Below are 17465 nucleotides of genomic sequence, written 5' to 3' on the forward strand. Positions count from 1 at the left end.
GAACCATGTTGCAAGCCTATGTCGACCACGTTGCCGAGCGCGCCGCGCTGGGCATCCCGCCGCTGCCGCTGTCGGCCAAGCAGACCGCCGAACTGATCGAGAGCCTGAAGAACGTTTCCAGCGGCGAGGCGGAATTCCTGCTGAACCTCATCACCAACCGCGTTCCCGCCGGCGTCGACGATGCCGCCAAGGTGAAGGCGAGCTACCTCGCCGCAGTGGCGCACGGCACCGAGAAGTGCCTGGTGATCAGCCGCGAGAAAGCCACCGAGCTGCTGGGCACCATGCTGGGCGGCTACAACATCGGCCCGCTGGTGGACCTGCTGGACGACCCGGAAGTGGGCAAGGTCGCGGCCGAAGGCCTGAAGAAGACGCTGCTGATGTTCGACCAGTTCCACGACGTCAAGGAAAAAGCCGATGCCGGCAACGAGAACGCCAAGGCCGTGCTGCAAAGCTGGGCCGACGCCGAGTGGTTCACCAGCCGGCCCGAAGTGCCGGAGAGCATCAAGGTCTCGATCTTCAAGGTGGCCGGCGAAATCAACACCGACGACCTGTCGCCGGCGCCGGACGCCTGGAGCCGCCCGGACATCCCGCTGCACGCGCTGGCGATGCACAAGAACCCGCGCCCCGGCATCACGCCCGAGGAAGAGGGCAAGCGCGGCCCGGTGAAGTTCATCGACGAACTGAAGGCCCGCGGCCACCAGGTCGCCTACGTCGGCGACGTGGTGGGCACGGGCTCCTCGCGCAAGTCGGCCACCAACTCGGTGCTGTGGTTCACCGGCCAGGACATCCCGTTCGTGCCGAACAAGCGCTTCGGCGGCGTCTGCCTGGGCGGCAAGATCGCCCCGATCTTCTACAACACGATGGAAGACGCCGGCGCGCTGCCGATCGAACTGGACGTGTCGAAGATGGAGATGGGCGACGTGGTGGAACTGCGTCCCTACGACGGCAAGGCAATCAAGAACGGCGAAGTGATCGCCGAGTTCAAGGTCAAGAGCGACGTGCTGTTCGACGAAGTGCGCGCCGGCGGCCGCATTCCGCTGATCGTCGGAAGAGGTTTGACGGCCAAGGCGCGCGAGGCGCTGGGCCTGCCGCCCTCCACGCTGTTCCGCCTGCCGACGCCGCCGGTGGACAGCGGCAAGGGCTTCACCCTGGCGCAGAAGATGGTCGGGCGCGCCTGCGGCCTGCCGGAAGGCCAGGGCATCCGCCCCGGCACCTACTGCGAGCCGCGCATGACCTCGGTCGGGTCGCAGGACACCACCGGCCCGATGACCCGCGACGAACTCAAGGACCTGGCCTGCCTGGGCTTCTCGGCCGACCTGGTGATGCAGTCGTTCTGCCACACCGCGGCCTATCCGAAGCCGGTGGACGTCAAGATGCACCACGAGCTGCCGGACTTCATGTCCACCCGCGGCGGCGTCTCGCTGCGCCCCGGCGACGGCGTGATCCACAGCTGGCTGAACCGCCTGCTGCTGCCGGACACCGTCGGCACCGGCGGCGACAGCCACACCCGTTTCCCGATCGGCATCAGCTTCCCGGCCGGCTCCGGCCTGGTGGCGTTCGCGGCCGCCACCGGCGTGATGCCGCTGGACATGCCCGAATCGGTGCTGGTCCGCTTCAAGGGCCAGATGCAGCCTGGCGTGACGCTGCGCGACCTGGTCAATGCCATCCCGCTGTACGCCATCAAGCAGGGCCTGCTGACGGTGGAGAAGAAGGGCAAGAAGAACATCTTCTCCGGCCGCGTGCTGGAGATCGAGGGCCTGCCCGAGCTGAAGGTGGAACAGGCGTTCGAGCTGTCGGACGCGTCGGCCGAGCGCTCCGCCGCCGGCTGCACCGTGCACCTGAGCAAGGAGCCGATCATCGAGTACGTCAACAGCAACATCACGCTGATGCGCTGGATGATTTCCGAAGGCTATGCGGATGGCCGCACGCTGGCACGCCGCATCGCGGCGCAGGAAGCCTGGCTGAAGAACCCGCAGCTGCTTGAACGCGATGCGGACGCGGAATTCGCGGCCGTGATCGAGATCGACCTGGCCGACATCCACGAGCCGATCGTGGCCTGCCCGAACGACCCGGACGACGTCAAGACGCTGTCCGAGGTGGCCGGCGCCAAGATCGACGAAGTGTTCATCGGCTCCTGCATGACCAACATCGGCCACTTCCGCGCGGCCTCCAAGCTGCTGGAAAACAAGCGCGACATCCCGGTGAAGCTGTGGGTGGCGCCGCCGACCAAGATGGACGCCAACCAGCTGACCGAGGAAGGCCACTACGGCGTGCTCGGCACCGCCGGCGCCCGGATGGAGATGCCGGGCTGCTCGCTGTGCATGGGCAACCAGGCGCAGGTGCGGGAGGGCGCCACGGTGTTTTCCACCAGCACCCGCAACTTCCCCAATCGGCTGGGCAAGAACACCTTCGTCTATCTGGGCAGCGCGGAGCTGGCGGCCATCTGCTCCAAGCTGGGCCGGATCCCGACCCGGGAGGAGTACATGCAGGACATGGGCGTCCTCACCGCGGCGAGCGACCAGGTCTACCAGTACCTGAACTTCGACAAGATCGAGAACTTCAAGGCTGCGGCGGACACTGTCGCCGCGTGATGTCGCAATCCGCGCAGGCGGACATCTTCATCGAACGCAGAGGGCACTGAACAAGCGCTCAAGCCGCAGAAGAAGACCGTTGAGGGTTTCCTTTCTGCGGCTTCTGCGACCCTTTGCGCCCTCTGCGTTCCAGGTTGACTTCTGGCGCCCTCGACGCCGCTCAGCCCATGTTCAGTTCCTTGTGGTCGCCCATGGTCGGCGGGGTGCCGGTGACGGCGGCGGTGGCCATCTTCAGCAGCTGCGTCATCTTGCTTTCGTGGATGTCCCAGTACTCCGCGTGGTCGATGTGCACTTCGATCAGCTCCAGGTTGGGGTCTTCCAGGCCGCCCGGGAACCAGGCCTTGACCATCGGGTTGAACAGCCGCTCCTTCAGGGCGCGGTCCTCGCTGACGGTGGCCGTGCCGGTGATGGAGACCCAGGTGTCCTTGCCCGGATCGCCGTAGCTCAGGCCGACGTTGCCGTCGGCTTGCACCCGCTGTCCCAGTTCGGTGGCCTTGGAGACGAAGAAGTACAGCATGCCCTTCTCGTCGATCGCGCGGTTCTGCGTGGTCAGCGGATGCGCGTGCAGTTTCCCGTCGGCATGGCGGTGGGTGAACATCGCGAACTTCATGTCCTTGATCAGGTGCCACAGCTTTTCTTGCGGCGTGTCGGTCTTGCTCATTGGGGTGCGTCCTTGGCAGTCGTTTCGGGAGCCTTCGATCATGGGCCGACCGCAGAAACCCATGCGTCAGAAAATGACTTGCCGGTCTGTAGGCTTGCCGGCGAGCTCAGCCATGCAGGTGGCGCAGCGCCGCTGCGGTCGCTTCGTCGGCCGGGAAGAACGTCTCCAGCGCCAGTTCCTGCAAGGTGACGTCGTTGGGGCTGCCGAACACGGTGGTCGTGCTGATGAAACTCAGCACGCCCTGGTCGCTGCGAAACTGCAGCGGCACCGCGATGCCCAGGTGCTCGCCTTCCAGCTCCGCCTGCGGTCCGGCCGGCACCGGGTAGGCCTGCAGTTCCTCCAGCAGCGCGACCAGCGTGGCGTCGCCGGTCTGCTGGATCTGCTGGCGCAATCGCTCGAACAGGTGGCGCCGCCACTGCGCCAGGTTGACGATCCGCGGCGCCAGCCCCCGCGGATGCAGGCTCAGGCGCAGCACGTTGACCGGCGCCTGCAGCAGCGAAGGATCGGCCCCGGGCAGCAGGTGCGGCACCATGGAATTGGCCGCGACCAGGGTCCAGTGGCGGTCCACCGCCAGCGCCGGAAAGGGCTCGTGGCTTTTCAGGATCAGGTCCACGGCCCGGCGCGCCGCCGCCAGGGCCGGATCGTCCAGCGGCCGCTCGCGGTACATGGGCGCATAGCCGGCGGCCACCAGCAGCGCGTTGCGCTCGCGCAGCGGCACCTGCAGCCGCTCGGCCAGCCGCAGCACCATCTCGCGGCTGGGCGAGGAGCGTCCGGTCTCGACGAAGCTCAGGTGGCGGGTGGAGATCTCGGCGTCGCTGGCCAGGGCCAGCTGCGACAGCCGGCGGTGCTGGCGCCAGTGGCGCAGGTGCTCGCCGAAGGCGCGTGGCGGCGGGCGCGATGGAGCGCGGCCGGGAGAGGCAGAGGCGTTCATGGCCGCATGGTAGGAGCAAAGCGCCTGCCGTTGCACTACCTCCCAGGTCATGGACCGTGCGCATCCGCCGCCCAATCATGGCCGCACCTTCAACCCTCCAAGGAGATGTCCATGGCTTTGCTTTCCTCGCCCCGGTTCCTGCGCAACGTCCTGCTGGCCGATGCGCTGTCTTGCGTCGCCTGCGGCCTGCTGCAGGTCGCATTGACCCGCCCGCTGGAATCGCTGCTCAAGCTGCCGGCGCCGCTGCTGCTGGCGACCGGGTGGTTCCTGCTGGCCTATGCAGGCGTGGTGGCCGCGATCGCGACGCGCTCGCCGATCCCGCGCGCGCCTGTGTGGCTGCTGGTCGCCGGCAATGTCGGATGGGCGCTGGCCTGCGTTGCCCTGCTCGCCACCGGCGCCGCCGCGCCGAGCGCGCTGGGCACGGCCTGGGTGCTGGCGCAGGCGGCCACCGTCGCCGTGCTGGCGCAACTGCAGGCGATGGCCCTGCGGCGGCCGACGCCGCAGGCGGGCTGGGCCTGAGGCAAACGGGGCTTTCTTGTATGCTGTTTCACTCACCGCAGCGCACACAGAAAGCCTCCCATGACCCGCGTCTTCAATTTCAGCCCCGGACCCGCCACCCTGCCCGAAGCCGTGCTGCGCCAGGCCGCCGACGAGATGCTCGACTGGCACGGCAGCGGCATGTCGGTGATGGAGATGAGCCACCGCGGCAAGGAGTTCATCGGCATCCACGCCGAGGCCGAGAGCCTGCTGCGCGAGCTGATGGGGATTCCCGCCAGCTACAAGGTGCTGTTCATGCAGGGCGGCGCCATCGGCGAGAACGCCATCGTGCCGATGAACCTGATCGGCAAGACCGGCAGCGCCGACTACGTGAACACCGGCGAGTGGTCCAAGAAGTCGCTCAAGGAAGCGAAGACCTACGGCAAGGTGAGCATCGCCGCCAGCGGCGAGGCGAGCAACTTCACCGCCATTCCGAAGCAGTCGGAGTGGAAGCTCGACCCGAACGCCTCGTACGTGCACATCTGCTCCAACGAGACCATCGGCGGCGTCGAATACCACTGGACGCCGGACACCGGCGCTGTGCCGCTGGTGGCCGACATGTCGTCCAACATCCTGTCGCGGCCGATCGACGTCAGCAAGTACGGCCTGATCTACGCCGGCGCGCAGAAGAACATGGGCCCCTCCGGTCTGACGGTGGTGATCGTGCGCGAGGACCTGATGGGCCACGCGCTGCCGATCACGCCGTCGGCCTTCAACTACAAGACCCAGGCCGACGCCGATTCGATGTACAACACGCCGCCCACCTATGCGATCTACATCGCCGGGCTGGTGCTCAAGCACGTGAAGGAGCGCGGCGGCATGGCGGCGATGCAGGAGCACAACCGCGCCAAGGCCAAGGTGCTGTACGACTACCTGGACCAGAGCAGGTTCTTCAGCAATTCGGTGGCGCGCGACGACCGCTCGCTGATGAACGTTCCGTTCCAGCTCAGGGACGCCGCGCTGGATGAAGCCTTCCTCAAGGGCGCGCAGGCCAAGGGCATGATCCAGCTCAAGGGGCACCGGGTGGTCGGCGGCATGCGCGCCTCGATCTACAACGCGATGCCGATCGAGGGCGTGCGCGCCCTGGTGCAGTACATGAAGGAATTCGAGCAGCAGCATGGCTGACACCGCCGCTCCCGCGTTCCGGATCCTGGTGCTGAACCAGATCTCGGAGAACGGCTTGCAGCGGCTGCCGGCCGGGCGCTACCTGGCCGGCAAGGACATGGCCGACCCGCACGCGGTGCTGGTGCGCTCGGCCGACATGCACGCGCTGCAGATCGCGCCCACGGTGCAGGCGATCGGCCGCTGCGGCGCCGGCACCAACAACATCCCGGTCAAGGCCATGAGCGCACGCGGCGTGCCGGTGTTCAACGCGCCCGGCGCCAACGCCAACGCGGTGAAGGAACTGGTGCTGGCCGGCATGCTGCTGGCGGCGCGCAACCTGGCGCCGGCGCTGGCCTTCGTCGCCGCGCTCGATCCGGAATCCGGTCAGCTGGAGCAGGCGGTGGAGAGCGGCAAGAAGGAGTTCGCCGGCTTCGAGCTGGCCGGCCACACCCTGGGCATCGTCGGCCTGGGCAAGGTCGGCTGCCTGGTGGCTGACGCCGCGATCAAGCTGGGGATGAACGTGCTGGGCTACGACCCGGAGATCACGGTCGATGCGGCCTGGAGCCTGCCGGCGCAGGTGAAGAAGGCCGCCAGCGTCACCGAGGTGCTGAAGAACGCCGACTTCGTCAGCCTGCACGTGCCGCTGGTGGATGCCACCCGCCACCTGGTGAACGAGCAGAACATCGGGCTGATGAAGCCGGGCGCGGTGCTGCTGAATTTCTCGCGCGAGGGCGTGGTGAGCGACGCGGCGGTGCTGGCGGCGCTGGGTGCGCGGCAGCTGGGTTGGTACGTCTGCGATTTCCCGGACGGCAAGATCCTGCGGCAGCCCCGGGTGGTCGCGCTGCCGCACCTGGGCGCCTCCACCCGCGAGGCGGAAGAGAACTGCGCCATCATGGTGGCCGACCAGCTGCGCGATTACCTGGAGCACGGCAACATCGCCAACGCGGTGAATTTCCCCAGCGTCTCGATGGCCCGCGAATCGGCGTACCGCGTGGCGATCGCCAACGCCAACGTGCCCAACATGCTGGGCCAGATCTCCACCGCGATGGCGCAGGCCGGCCTGAACATCCACAACATGGTCAACAAGTCGCGCGGCGACATGGCCTATACGCTGGTGGACGTCGACAGCCCGGCCGGCGACTCGGTCCTCGCCGCCCTGCGCGCCATCGACGGCGTGCTGGCGGTGCGCTACCTGCCCGACGAACGCGCCAACTAGGGCGCCGGCAATGGCGCCGGCGCCAGGGTGAAGCGGAACACCGCGCCCTGGCCGGGTGCCGATTCGGCCCGGATCCGCCCGCCGTGGCGGCCGACGATGCGGCTGACGATGCTCAGCCCGATGCCCGAGCCCTCGAATTCGCTGGCGCTGTGCAGCCGGTGGAACGGCGCGAACAGGTCCTGCGCGTCCCGCATCTCGAAGCCGACGCCGTTGTCGCGCACGAAGAACACGGTGGCGCCGGTGTCGGGATCGACCTCCTGGCCGACCTCGATCGTCGGCAGCGCGACCCGCGCGCTGAATTTGGCGGCGTTGCCCATCAGGTTTTCCAGCACGATGCGCACCAGGCGCGGATCGGCCAGTGCATGCAGCTGCGGCGCGATCAGCACCCGCAGATCGAGCTCGGGGTGGGCCTGCCGCAGGCCGTCCGCCACCTCGTGCGCCAGCGCGCCTACGTCCACTTCGCACCGGCGCATCTCGTCGCGCGAGATGCGCGCCAGGTCCAGCAGGTCGTCGATCAGCTGGCCCATCCGCCGCGTCGCCAGCAACACCCGCTCCACCCGCGCGAGCGACGGCGGGTCCAGCCGCTCGCGGTAGTCCGCCAGCAGCTTGCCGATGAAGCCGGAGATGGTGCTCAGCGGCGCCCGCAGGTCGTGCGACACCGAATAGCTGAACGACTGCAGCTCCTGCAGCAGCTGCTGGCGCTCGCTGTCGTCGCGCGCGATGCAGTAGAACTCGCGCTGGTCCTCGGACCAGGCCGCCGACCAGACGATGCTCCTGCTGCCGCCGCCGCGGTCCAGCGAGCGGCTTTCCACCGCCGCCGTCGGATGGCCGCCCCGGGCGTCGGCCAGCAGCGCGATCGCGGCCGACCGGTCGTCCGGCGCGATCAGCGAAGGAAAGGCCCGTCCCACCAGTTCGGCTGCCCGCCAGCCCCACAGCTTCACGCAGGCGTCGCTCACCCGCACCAGGCGCAGCTCGGCGTCCAGCACGCAGATCGCGTCGAGCGAGTAATGGAAGATGCGGCCGATCTCGGAGGCGACCTGGCGCTGGCGCTGCTCGCTCTCGCGCAGCCGGCTGGCGGTGCGGCGCAGCGTCAGGATCCACAGCAGGCCAAGGGACAGCAGCAGCGCCCCGGCCAGCGCGACCGGCCGCAGCCAGGGCGGCAGCACGGTCTGCGGCTCGGTCGCGATCCAGCGCCGCATCGCCGCGTAATAGGGCGAGGACGGGTCCTGCTTGAGCGCCGCCATCTGGCGGTCCAGCGCCGCGAGCAGCGGCCGGCGCGCCCCGTGTGGCGCCGCGAAGAACAGGCCGGTGGGTGCGAAGATGATGGCCGTGTCCTCCAGACCGGCGCCACGGGCCCGGGCCGCTCCGTACAGCGGGTTGCTCACCACCGCGTCGGCCTGGCCGGCCACCACCGCCGCGAATGCCGACGCGTAGTCGGGAAAACGCACGATCGTCGGCGTGACGCCGAAGCTGGCTGCCAGGTCCGCGAAGAAGCTCTCCTGCACCGAGCCTTCCAGCACCGCAACCCGCCGGCCCTGCAGGTCCAGCAGCGAGCGGATGCCGCTGCCGGCACGGGCATAAACCTGGTTCCAGCTGGAAAGCACCGGTTCGCGCGGAAAGTCGAAGTGCTTCTCGCGCTCCGGGGTGCGGGCGACGTCGGGCATCAGGTCGATCTCGTCGCGTCCCAGCCGGGCCAGCCCCTGGGCGAAGGTGCCCGGGACGTACTCCAGGTCCCAGCCCTCGCGCTGCGCGATCGTCTCGATCACGTCGATGAACAGGCCCTGCGGCGGCTTGCCGGGCTGGTAGTCGACCTTGGGACTGTTCTGGTAGACGCCCACCCGGACATGCTGCGCGGCGGCCGGCACGGCAGCCACGAACGCCAGCACCACCAGGCACAGCAGGGTGCGCGCCGTACGGGCCGCCAGACCGGGAAATCCCATCGATCGAGTCCTTCCCGGCCGGGAAGGCCGGCGGTACTGCAAGCCATGATACCGGCCCGGCCGCGATGCCGCTGCGGGCGCTATTGGCACGGGCGAAACGGCACAATGAGGCAAAGCAACAATCCGAGGTCGAGATGCCCCATCCATTCGCCAATACCCTCAAGACTTTCCGCACGCCCTCGGGCAAGACCGGAAAGTACCATTCGCTGCCGCTGCTGGCCAAGCAGTTTCCCAAGGTCGCCCGGCTGCCGGTCTCGATGCGCATCGTGCTGGAGTCGGTGGTGCGCAACTGCGACGGCCGGAAGGTCCACACGGAACACGTGCGCCAGCTGGCCAACTGGTTCCCGAACGCCGACCGCACCGAGGAAATCCCGTTCGTGGTGGCGCGCGTCGTGCTGCAGGACTTCACCGGCGTGCCGCTGCTGGCCGACCTGGCGGCGATGCGCAGCGTCGCCGCGCGGCTGGGGCGCCCGCCCGGCTCGATCGAGCCGCTGGTGCCGGTGGACCTGGTGGTGGACCACTCGATCATGGTGGACTACTACGGGCGGCCCGATGCCATCGACCTGAACATGAAGCTGGAGTTCCAGCGCAATCGCGAGCGCTACGAATTCATGAAGTGGGGCATGCAGGCCTTCAGCACCTTCGGCGTGGTGCCGCCGGGCTTCGGCATCGTGCACCAGGTCAATCTCGAATACCTGGCGCGCGGCGTGCACCGCGGCGGCGACGGCGTCTACTACCCCGACAGCCTGGTCGGCACCGACAGCCACACCACCATGATCAACGGCATCGGCGTGGTGGGCTGGGGCGTGGGCGGCATCGAGGCCGAGGCCGCGATGCTGGGCCAACCGGTCTACATGCTCACGCCCGACGTGGTCGGCTTCGAACTGAGCGGCCGGCTGCGCGAAGGCGTGACGGCCACCGACCTGGTGCTGACCGTCACCGAGATCCTGCGCAAGGAAAAGGTGGTGGGCAAGTTCGTCGAGTTCTTCGGCGAAGGCACCCGCACGCTGGCACTGCCGGACCGCGCGACCATCGCCAACATGGCGCCGGAATACGGCGCCACCATGGGCTTCTTTCCGGTGGACGAACGCACCATCGAGTACTTCCGCGGCACCGGCCGCAGCAAGGACGAGATCGAGGCCTTCGAGGCGTATTTCCGGGCGCAGGGCATGTTCGGCATTCCGCTGGCCGGCGAGATCGACTATTCGCAGGTGGTGCGGCTGAACCTGGGCGACGTCACGCCCAGCCTGTCGGGGCCGAAGCGGCCGCAGGACCGCATCGAGCTGGGCAAGGTGGCGGACCAGTTCGCATCGCTGTTCTCCAAGCCGCCGGCCGAGAACGGATTCAACCAGTCGTCCGACCTGCTGATGACGCGCCACCTGGTGCGGTACGGCGGCGAGGCCCACGACCCCAAGGTGCCGTCCAATCCGCCGACGCCGCCGGCCGCGCCGCGCTTCGTCTACGAGATGGAAGCCAACAAGCCGACGCTGGCGTCCGCGCAGTTCGAGGCGCCCTCGCAGGACGTCTCGGTGCAAGACGTGACCATCGGCAACGGCGACATCCTGATCGCCGCCATCACCAGCTGCACCAACACGTCCAATCCCGGCGTGCTGCTGGCAGCAGGCCTGCTGGCCAAGAAGGCGGTGGCGGCCGGCCTGAGGGTGCAGCCGCACATCAAGACTTCGCTGGCGCCCGGCTCGCGCATGGTGACGGAATACCTCACGCAAACCGGCCTGATGGCGCCGCTGGAGCAGCTGGGTTTCGCGCTGGCCGGCTACGGCTGCACCACCTGCATCGGCAATTCGGGCGACCTGGCGCCCGAGATCAACGAGGCGATCAACAAGAGCGACCTGGTCTGCGCCGCGGTGCTCTCGGGCAACCGCAATTTCGAGGCCCGCATCCATCCCAACATCAAGGCCAACTTCCTGGCCAGCCCGCCGCTGGTGGTGGCCTATGCCATCGCCGGCACCGTGCTGCGCGACCTGATGACCGAGCCGGTGGGCAAGGGCACCGGCGGCAAGGACGTCTGGCTGGGCGACATCTGGCCGACCAGCGACGAGATCTACGCGCTGATGAAATTCGCGATGAACGGCAAGGCCTTCCGCGCCAACTACGGCAAGGTCAAGACCGAGCCGGGCGAGCTGTGGGAGAAGATCCGCGGCGTCTCCGGCGAAACGTACACCTGGCCCAAGAGCACCTACATCGCCGAGCCGCCGTTCTTCAAGGACTTCACGCTGGAGCCGGCGGCGGCGAAGAACGGCTCGCGCGACCCGAAGGGCGCGGACGCCGTGTCGGTGCGCAACGCGCGGATCATGGCGATGTTCGGCGATTCGATCACCACCGATCACATCTCGCCGGCCGGCTCCATCAAGGAGAGCTCGCCGGCCGGCCAGTGGCTGCTGGCCAACGGCGTGCCCAAGCCCGACTTCAACAGCTACGGCGCGCGGCGCGGCAACCACGAGGTGATGATGCGCGGCACCTTCGCCAACGTGCGGATCAAGAACCTGATGCTGCCGGCGCTGCCGGACGGCTCGCGCGAGGAGGGCGGCCTGACCATCTACCGCGGCCCGGACGGCGCGGCCGAAAAGCTGTTCATCTACGACGCAGCGATGAAGTACATCGCCGACGGCCAGCCGACGGTGATCTTCGCCGGCGAGGAATACGGCACTGGATCGTCGCGCGACTGGGCCGCCAAGGGCACTCAGCTGCTGGGGATCAAGGCGGTGATCGCGCGCAGCTTCGAGCGCATCCACCGCAGCAACCTGGTCGGCATGGGCGTGCTGCCGCTGCAGTTCCAGGGCAGTGACACCTGGCAGTCGCTGCGCCTGACCGGCGAGGAAAGGGTGGACGTGATCCCGTCGCCCGACCTCAAGCCCCAGAGCGAGGCCAAGCTGGTCATCACCCGCAAGGACGGCAGCCGCGACGAGATCCGTCTGGTGCTGCGCATCGACACGCCGATCGAGGTGGACTACTACCGGCACGGCGGCATCCTGCCCTTCGTGCTGCGGCAACTGCTGGCCGCGTGAAGGTCCTGGTCCTCGGCGCCGGCGTCATCGGCACCACCGCTTCGTACTACCTCGCCAGGGCGGGGCACGAGGTGACGGTCGTCGAGCGGCGCGAGGGCCCGGGGCTGGAAACCAGCTTCGCCAACGCGGGCGAGGTGTCGCCCGGCTACTCCGCGCCCTGGGCCGGACCGGGCGTGCCGCTGAAGGCGGTCAAGTGGCTGCTGATGCGGCACCGGCCACTGGTGATCCGGCCGCGGCTGGACCTGCACCTGGTGCTGTGGGGCCTGTCGATGCTGCGCAACTGCACGGCGGCCCGCTACGAGATCAACAAGAGCCGGATGGTGCGGGTGGCCGAATACAGCCGCGACGTTTTGCGCCAGTTGCGCGCGGACACCGGCATCCGCTACGACGAGCGCATGCAGGGCACGCTGCAGCTGTTTCGCACCCAGCACCAGCTCGATGGCACCGGCGCCGACATCGAGGTGCTCAAGCGCTTCGGCGTCGGCTGGGAATTGCTGGACCGCGACGGCTGCATCCGCCAGGAGCCGGCGCTGGCGCGGGTGAAGGACAAGTTCGTCGGCGGCCTGCTGCTGCCCGGCGACGAAACCGGCGACTGCTTCAAGTCCACCAGCGAGATTGCGAAGCTGGCGCGGGCCGCCGGCGTCAGCTTCTCGTTCGGCACCGGCATCCGGCAGCTGAACGCGCGCGGCGGGCAGATCGATTCGGTGGAGACGGATCGGGGTGCGCTCCAGGCCGACGCCTATCTGCTGGCGCTGGGGAGCTACTCGCCGCTGCTGCTGCGGCCGCTGGGGCTGAAGCTGCCGGTGTATCCGGTCAAGGGCTACTCGCTGACGGTCCCGATCGCCGACGCGCCGACGGCGCTGGGCCGGGCGCCGGAATCGACCGTGATGGACGAGACCCACAAGGTGGCGCTGACGCGGCTGGGCGACCGGATCCGCGCCGGCGGCACCGCCGAACTGAGCGGCTACGACCCGTCCTTGCACGTGGCCCGCCGCCGCACGCTGGAACATGTGGTGAGCGACCTGTTCCCGGCCGGCGGCGACGTGGCGCAGGCCAGCTTCTGGAGCGGCCTGCGGCCGATGACGCCGGACGGCACGCCGGTGCTGGGCCCGACGCCGCTGCGCAATCTCTGGTTGTCGACCGGCCACGGAACGCTGGGCTGGACCATGGCCACCGGCACCGGCCAGCTGATGGCCGACTGGATCAGCGGGCGCCAGCCGGCCATCGACACCGAAGGCCTGACGATCGCGCGCTACTAGCCGCGCGGGGAAAAGAAGGCCAGCTTGTGGCCGCGCGGCAGCTGCTTGAGGCGGTACTCCGCTTGCAGCGCTTCGCCCTTGCTGGCGTACTGCAGGGCGGCCAGTACCCGCAGCGGCGGGTTGGCGCGGGTGTAGCGGGCGCCGCGCCCGAACAGGTGCAGCAGGAAGCGCTGTTCGACGTCGCGGGCGATGCCGGCGTAGTAGCTGCCGCCCTCGCATTCGAGCAGGTAGAGCCAGTAGGGGATGGACGGCGCGGTCACGGCGCCGACTTTACCTGCCCCCCGGGTGTCGCTCAGAACTCGTATTCGGTCTGCAGCCGCAGCGTGGTGCGCGGCGAGGCGCTGGTGAGGCCGAACAGCAGCGCGGCGTTGTATCGCACGGCCTGCCGGGTCCCGACCTTGAGCTTGCCGAACACGGCCGGCCCGACCTGGTGGTCCTGCGCCGACGACGCGGCCCAGTGATCCCAGCGGCCGAACGAGCCGAAGCCCTGCGCGCCCCACTCGAAGCGCTCGGACGCGCGGTATTTGAGCTGCGCCTCGTAGTGCAGCTCGGTGTCGAACGGCTCGCTGGCCCGCACGTGCTTCTGCCACAGCAGGTTGAGGTTGCCCTGCACGGCGCCCCATTCGCTTTGCAGCAGCGGGCCGTACGTCACTTCGTAGCCTTCGGAGCGGTCTTTGGGCCGCTCGATCTCCAGCAGCAGGCCGATGTCCACCGGGTACTTGCCGGTCGGGGTCAGCTGGAACTTGTTCTCCCATTCGACGGCGTCGAACCCGCCGGCGGAGCCCGGCTCGCGCTTCCATTTTCCGTACAGCTCGGTGAACCACCACGAGGTCGCGCCCCAGCCGAAGCCGACCGAGGTGGCGGTGCCGCTGCCGCCGTCCTTGAACTTCTGCGCGCCCCACTTGAAGTCGATCTCGCGTTCGCCTTCTTCGACGATGGGCGTCTTCACATAGTCGTTGGGGCCGGCGCGCACGAAAGCTGGCGCGAGCAGCGGGCAGAGGACGGCGAGCGTCCCCGCCCATCGGGCGAATCGCATGAAGACTCCTGGAGAGGTGGGGGAAAGAAAAGTCCTAGCGCGCGCCGGCCAGGGGCCGGGCGGGTGGGCCGGCCGCGTCATGGTGCACGTGCCGGCGCACCTGCCGTGTGGCGAGCCCGATCACCAGCAGGGTGGCGACATAGAAGGCCAGCTGCAGGCCGGAAGGCGTCGCGTCGTAGCCGGCCAGCGCATGCAGCAGGATGCCCAGCGGCGACTCGGTCGCCAGCAGCCGCGAGCTGTCCCACACCGGCGCCGACCAGAGTTCCACCAGGCCGGACTGCGCCAGCGCACGCGCCAGCTGGCTGGCGATCGCGGCGGCCAGCACCACGATCAGCACGTTGGTCACGGCAAACAGGTGCTGCGGCTTGACGCGCGACAGGCCCAGGTAGATCAGCAACCCCAGCAGCACGCCCGCCGCCAGCCCCAGGGCAGCGGCCAGCACCATCGAGTGCGTGTCGGTGGCGGCGCCGGTGGCCAGGCCGGCCACGAACAGGACGGTTTCCGCGCCTTCGCGCAGCACTGCCAACGCCACGGCCACCGTGAGCGCCCGCGGGCCGCGGCTGCCGTCGCGCACCGAGGAGCCCAGCTGCTTCGCGTCCATGGACATCTCGCGGCCGTGGGTGGAAACCCAGATGCAGTGCCAGGCCAGCATCACCAGCGCCAGCGACAGGATGCCGACATTGACCAGGTCCTGGCCGATGCCGTCGGCCAGGGCGCTGACCTGGTCCGCCCCGGCGGCCAGCGCCAGGGCGCCCAGCACGCCGGCGGCGACGCCGCTGGCCAGCCAGCGGGCCCGTCCCGCCAGGCCGCGGGTCGCGGCCGCCACGATCCCCACGAACAGCGCCGCCTCGAGCGTCTCGCGAAACACGATCAATGCGGTGGCGAACATGGGGGTTGGTCCTGACAAGCTTATTCGGCGACCACGGCGCCCTTGGCCGTCGCTTCGTTGTACTCGCCGTAGAACTCGTACTTGCCGGGCTTGAGCGGGCCGATGAAGATCACGGCCTTGGCGCCGCCGGGAATCACCTTCTCCCGATTGAGCTTGTGGCTCTCGAATTCCTCGGGTGTCGGGTCCTGGTTGTGCACCGTCAGCTTGACGCGCTGCCCGGCCGGCACTTTCAGCTCCGCCGGCTCGAAGCGGTGGTCCTTGATGACCAGCAGCGCCTCAGCGTCGGCCGCCACGGCCAGCTGCGCCAGCCCCAGCACGATCGCGCCGGCGCTTGCCTTGATGAGACGGGAGGAGGGAAGAAATCGGGTCATTGGCCTGCTCTTGTATGCGTTGGCCAAAGTGTAATGCGAATGATTCGCAAACGCAAGCGCTGCCTTTCGAGCCCGGACCCGGGGCAGGGTGTCAGCCGCGCGCCTTCTCTGCGTCCAGGCTGGGATGGGGCTGCGACGGCTCCAGCGGAGTGCCCGCGGCCGCCTGCCGGCCGGCCTCCAGCGCCGCCTGCAGCCGGGGGACGACGGCCCGGGGGTGTTCGCCCAGGCCGCGCACGATGCAGACCCCGTCGGCGCCGCAGCGCGCGGCCTCGAACACCTTGTCGGGCTCCAGGATGCCGCCGATCGCCACCACCGGCGCGCCGGCCATGCGGCACCACCACGCCAGGTTGTCCAGTCCCTGCGGCCGCCACGGCATGGCCTTGGTCAGCGTCGGCCAGACCGGGCCGCAGGCGATGTAGCGCGGGCCCAGCACGCGGGCCCGGCACAACTCCCACAGGCTGTGCGAACTGATGCCCAGCGCCATGCCGGTGGCCGCCAGCTCGGCGCGGCCGGCGTCGCCCAGCGCCAGCACGTCCTCCTGCCCCAGGTGCACGCCGCGTGCCCCCACTTCGGCGGCAAGCCGCCAGTGGTCGTTGACGAACAGCTCGGCACCGGCCTCATCGCAGGCGGCGACGCTGCGCCGCACCTCGCCGCGCAGCATGTCGGACCACGCGGCGTCGGGCCGCTCCGGCGCCTTGATGCGCAGCTGCACGGTCTTCACCCCGGCCGCCAGCACCTGCTCCATGCGCTCGGCGCTGTCGACGATGGCGTACAGGTCCAGCCGCCGTCCGGGCCGCGATGCCGGGGCCGCGGTTGCCGGCTGCTCGCCCCAGGACAGCAGCGGCAGCGCCTGCGGATGGCAGGTCCGCGTCATCGCCAGCACCGCGGCGTCGGCGGCGACGAAGCCTGCGCCGAGCGCGGCCTCGAACTGGCGGGCAAAGCCGTCGCGGGTTCCTGCTGCCGCGACCGGCGTCAGCCAGCCACGCGCGTGTTGCGTCTCCAGCCAGCAGCGCAGGGCGCCGTCCGCATCCTGCTGCAGGTCCACGCCGGGGAACAGCATCATGGCGCGCCCCCGAGCAGCAGCGGCTCGCCGCCGACCGGCGTGCTGGCCACGGCGAAGTCCTGCTGCGCCATCACGCCGGCCTGGCGCGCGATGCGCCCGCCCTCGATCGCCAGCCGGAAGGCGCGCGCCATCGCGGCCGGGTCGCGCGCCTGCGAGACCGCGGAGTTGAGCAGCACCGCATCGAAGCCCAGTTCCAGCGCCTGGGCCGCGTGTGACGGCGCGCCGATGCCGGCGTCGATGATCAGGGTGGTGTCCGGCAGCCGCTCGCGCAGCGTGCGCAGCGCGAACACGTTGAGCAAGCCCTGGCCGGAGCCGATCGGAGCGCCCCAGGGCATCAGCAGCGGGCAGCCGGCATCGAGCAGCCGGCGGCAGCCGACCAGGTCGTCGGTGCAATACGGAAAGACGGTGAAGCCGTCCTTCACCAGCTGCGCCGCCGCCGCGTGCAGCTCGAACATGTCGGGTTGCAGCGTGTGTTCGTCGCCCACCACTTCCAGCTTGAGCCAGGGCGTGTCGTACAGCTCGCGCGCCATGTGCGCCAGCTGGATCGCCTCGCGCGCGCTGCGGCAGCCGGCGGTGTTGGGCAGCAGGCGGGCGCCGGTGTCCGCCAGCGCCTGCTGGATCACGCCGATGAAGCCGTTGTCGCCGGCCGCCGCCAGCGTGCGCTTCAGGCCCACGGTGACGACCTGGGTGCCGGCCGCGACGATCGAGTCGCGCAGCACCTGCGGCGATGGATAGCCGGCGGTGCCGAGCAGGAAGCGGCTGGTCATGGACACATCGCCGACCGTCCAGCAGTCGGCGCCGGTCGATGGAGTGGAAGCATTCATCGTCGTCATCACTTTCA

Annotated in this window: 15 protein-coding genes; 6 read left to right on the forward strand and 9 right to left on the reverse strand. The window is 69.2% G+C overall.

Features of this window, described 5'->3' with window-relative positions; genetic code table 11:
* The first annotated feature begins 5 nt into the window (after positions 1-5).
* A complete protein-coding gene (locus ACFPOE_RS14895; protein ID WP_376850911.1) occupies positions 6-2591 on the forward strand; it encodes a bifunctional aconitate hydratase 2/2-methylisocitrate dehydratase in 2586 nt (861 codons plus the stop codon).
* A gap of 160 nt (positions 2592-2751) precedes the next feature.
* Here ACFPOE_RS14895 and ACFPOE_RS14900 read toward each other — a convergent pair whose 3' ends face one another.
* Together ACFPOE_RS14900 and ACFPOE_RS14905 are read right to left on the reverse strand one after the other, a co-directional pair.
* Positions 2752-3252, reverse strand: coding sequence for a pyridoxamine 5'-phosphate oxidase family protein (locus tag ACFPOE_RS14900; protein ID WP_376850912.1), 501 nt, complete (start codon positions 3250-3252; stop codon positions 2752-2754).
* A 106-nt stretch (positions 3253-3358) separates the two neighbouring features.
* Positions 3359-4183, reverse strand: coding sequence for a helix-turn-helix domain-containing protein (locus ACFPOE_RS14905; protein ID WP_376850913.1), 825 nt, complete (start codon positions 4181-4183; stop codon positions 3359-3361).
* 111 nt (positions 4184-4294) lie between these two features.
* Here ACFPOE_RS14905 and ACFPOE_RS14910 point away from each other — a divergent pair, with 111 nt between their 5' ends.
* Genes ACFPOE_RS14910 through ACFPOE_RS14920 form a run of 3 tightly spaced genes read left to right on the forward strand, consistent with a single transcriptional unit; the run spans position 4295 to position 7040 of the window.
* Entirely contained in the window at positions 4295-4702 is a 408-nt protein-coding gene (locus ACFPOE_RS14910; RefSeq protein WP_376850914.1) for a hypothetical protein, read from the forward strand.
* A gap of 60 nt (positions 4703-4762) precedes the next feature.
* A complete protein-coding gene (gene serC / locus ACFPOE_RS14915; RefSeq protein WP_376850915.1) occupies positions 4763-5845 on the forward strand; it encodes a 3-phosphoserine/phosphohydroxythreonine transaminase in 1083 nt (360 codons plus the stop codon).
* Positions 5838-7040 (forward strand): phosphoglycerate dehydrogenase, encoded by a 1203-nt coding sequence (locus ACFPOE_RS14920; RefSeq protein ID WP_376850916.1) that lies wholly within the window; start codon positions 5838-5840, stop codon positions 7038-7040. Before serC ends, ACFPOE_RS14920 begins: the two co-directional genes overlap by 8 nt.
* Here ACFPOE_RS14920 and ACFPOE_RS14925 read toward each other — a convergent pair.
* Complete coding sequence (locus ACFPOE_RS14925) at positions 7037-8980, reverse strand: ATP-binding protein (protein WP_376850917.1); 1944 nt, start codon at positions 8978-8980, stop codon at positions 7037-7039. The genes ACFPOE_RS14920 and ACFPOE_RS14925 overlap by 4 nt on opposite strands.
* Before the next feature lie 134 nt (positions 8981-9114).
* On the opposite strand from ACFPOE_RS14925, the gene ACFPOE_RS14930 reads away from it, so the two are divergent.
* Together ACFPOE_RS14930 and ACFPOE_RS14935 are read left to right on the forward strand one after the other, a co-directional pair.
* Positions 9115-12006, forward strand: a complete 2892-nt coding sequence (locus tag ACFPOE_RS14930) for an aconitate hydratase (RefSeq protein WP_376850918.1) — start codon at positions 9115-9117, stop codon at positions 12004-12006.
* Entirely contained in the window at positions 12003-13265 is a 1263-nt protein-coding gene (locus tag ACFPOE_RS14935) for a D-amino acid dehydrogenase (RefSeq protein WP_376850919.1), read from the forward strand. The genes ACFPOE_RS14930 and ACFPOE_RS14935 overlap by 4 nt, the downstream gene beginning before the upstream one ends.
* On the opposite strand, the gene ACFPOE_RS14940 is transcribed toward ACFPOE_RS14935, so the two are convergent.
* The 6 genes from ACFPOE_RS14940 to ACFPOE_RS14965 all read right to left on the reverse strand — a co-directional run bounded on the left by ACFPOE_RS14940 (position 13262) and on the right by ACFPOE_RS14965 (position 17457).
* Positions 13262-13525 carry a GIY-YIG nuclease family protein gene (locus ACFPOE_RS14940; RefSeq protein WP_376850920.1) on the reverse strand — a complete coding sequence of 88 codons (264 nt, stop codon included), beginning with the start codon at positions 13523-13525 and terminating at the stop codon, positions 13262-13264. The two genes, ACFPOE_RS14935 and ACFPOE_RS14940, sit on opposite strands and share 4 nt — an antisense overlap.
* 32 nt (positions 13526-13557) lie before the next feature.
* A complete protein-coding gene (locus ACFPOE_RS14945; RefSeq protein WP_376850921.1) occupies positions 13558-14301 on the reverse strand; it encodes a hypothetical protein in 744 nt (247 codons plus the stop codon).
* 34 nt (positions 14302-14335) lie between these two features.
* On the reverse strand, positions 14336-15190 hold the full coding sequence (locus ACFPOE_RS14950; protein ID WP_376850922.1) for an FTR1 family iron permease: 855 nt from the start codon (positions 15188-15190) through the stop codon (positions 14336-14338).
* Between the two features lie 20 nt (positions 15191-15210).
* The gene (locus ACFPOE_RS14955) at positions 15211-15561 is read right to left on the reverse strand and encodes a cupredoxin domain-containing protein (RefSeq protein WP_376850923.1); all 351 of its coding nucleotides are present in this window, start codon (positions 15559-15561) and stop codon (positions 15211-15213) included.
* A gap of 91 nt (positions 15562-15652) precedes the next feature.
* Positions 15653-16624, reverse strand: coding sequence for a thiamine phosphate synthase (locus ACFPOE_RS14960; protein WP_376850924.1), 972 nt, complete (start codon positions 16622-16624; stop codon positions 15653-15655).
* Entirely contained in the window at positions 16621-17457 is an 837-nt protein-coding gene (locus tag ACFPOE_RS14965; RefSeq protein ID WP_376850925.1) for a thiazole synthase, read from the reverse strand. Before ACFPOE_RS14965 ends, ACFPOE_RS14960 begins: the two co-directional genes overlap by 4 nt.
* Between the last annotated feature and the right edge of the window lie 8 nt (positions 17458-17465).

Origin of the sequence: Caenimonas terrae (genome assembly GCF_042655405.1) — a bacterium.
Classification (GTDB): domain Bacteria; phylum Pseudomonadota; class Gammaproteobacteria; order Burkholderiales; family Burkholderiaceae_C; genus Ramlibacter; species Ramlibacter terrae_A.

Bases quoted from the DNA above. Each gene is read 5' to 3' on its own strand.
- ACFPOE_RS14955 (WP_376850923.1), bottom strand. From the start codon at position 15,561: ATGACCCGATTTCTTCCCTCCTCCCGTCTCATCAAGGCAAGCGCCGGC.
- ACFPOE_RS14905 (WP_376850913.1), bottom strand. From the start codon at position 4,183: ATGAACGCCTCTGCCTCTCCCGGCCGCGCTCCATCGCGCCCGCCGCCA.
- ACFPOE_RS14950 (WP_376850922.1), bottom strand. From the start codon at position 15,190: ATGTTCGCCACCGCATTGATCGTGTTTCGCGAGACGCTCGAGGCGGCG.
- ACFPOE_RS14945 (WP_376850921.1), bottom strand. From the start codon at position 14,301: ATGCGATTCGCCCGATGGGCGGGGACGCTCGCCGTCCTCTGCCCGCTG.
- ACFPOE_RS14900 (WP_376850912.1), bottom strand. From the start codon at position 3,252: ATGAGCAAGACCGACACGCCGCAAGAAAAGCTGTGGCACCTGATCAAG.
- ACFPOE_RS14960 (WP_376850924.1), bottom strand. From the start codon at position 16,624: ATGATGCTGTTCCCCGGCGTGGACCTGCAGCAGGATGCGGACGGCGCC.
- ACFPOE_RS14920 (WP_376850916.1), top strand. From the start codon at position 5,838: ATGGCTGACACCGCCGCTCCCGCGTTCCGGATCCTGGTGCTGAACCAG.
- ACFPOE_RS14895 (WP_376850911.1), top strand. From the start codon at position 6: ATGTTGCAAGCCTATGTCGACCACGTTGCCGAGCGCGCCGCGCTGGGC.
- ACFPOE_RS14930 (WP_376850918.1), top strand. From the start codon at position 9,115: ATGCCCCATCCATTCGCCAATACCCTCAAGACTTTCCGCACGCCCTCG.
- ACFPOE_RS14965 (WP_376850925.1), bottom strand. From the start codon at position 17,457: ATGACGACGATGAATGCTTCCACTCCATCGACCGGCGCCGACTGCTGG.
- ACFPOE_RS14925 (WP_376850917.1), bottom strand. From the start codon at position 8,980: ATGGGATTTCCCGGTCTGGCGGCCCGTACGGCGCGCACCCTGCTGTGC.
- serC (WP_376850915.1), top strand. From the start codon at position 4,763: ATGACCCGCGTCTTCAATTTCAGCCCCGGACCCGCCACCCTGCCCGAA.
- ACFPOE_RS14910 (WP_376850914.1), top strand. From the start codon at position 4,295: ATGGCTTTGCTTTCCTCGCCCCGGTTCCTGCGCAACGTCCTGCTGGCC.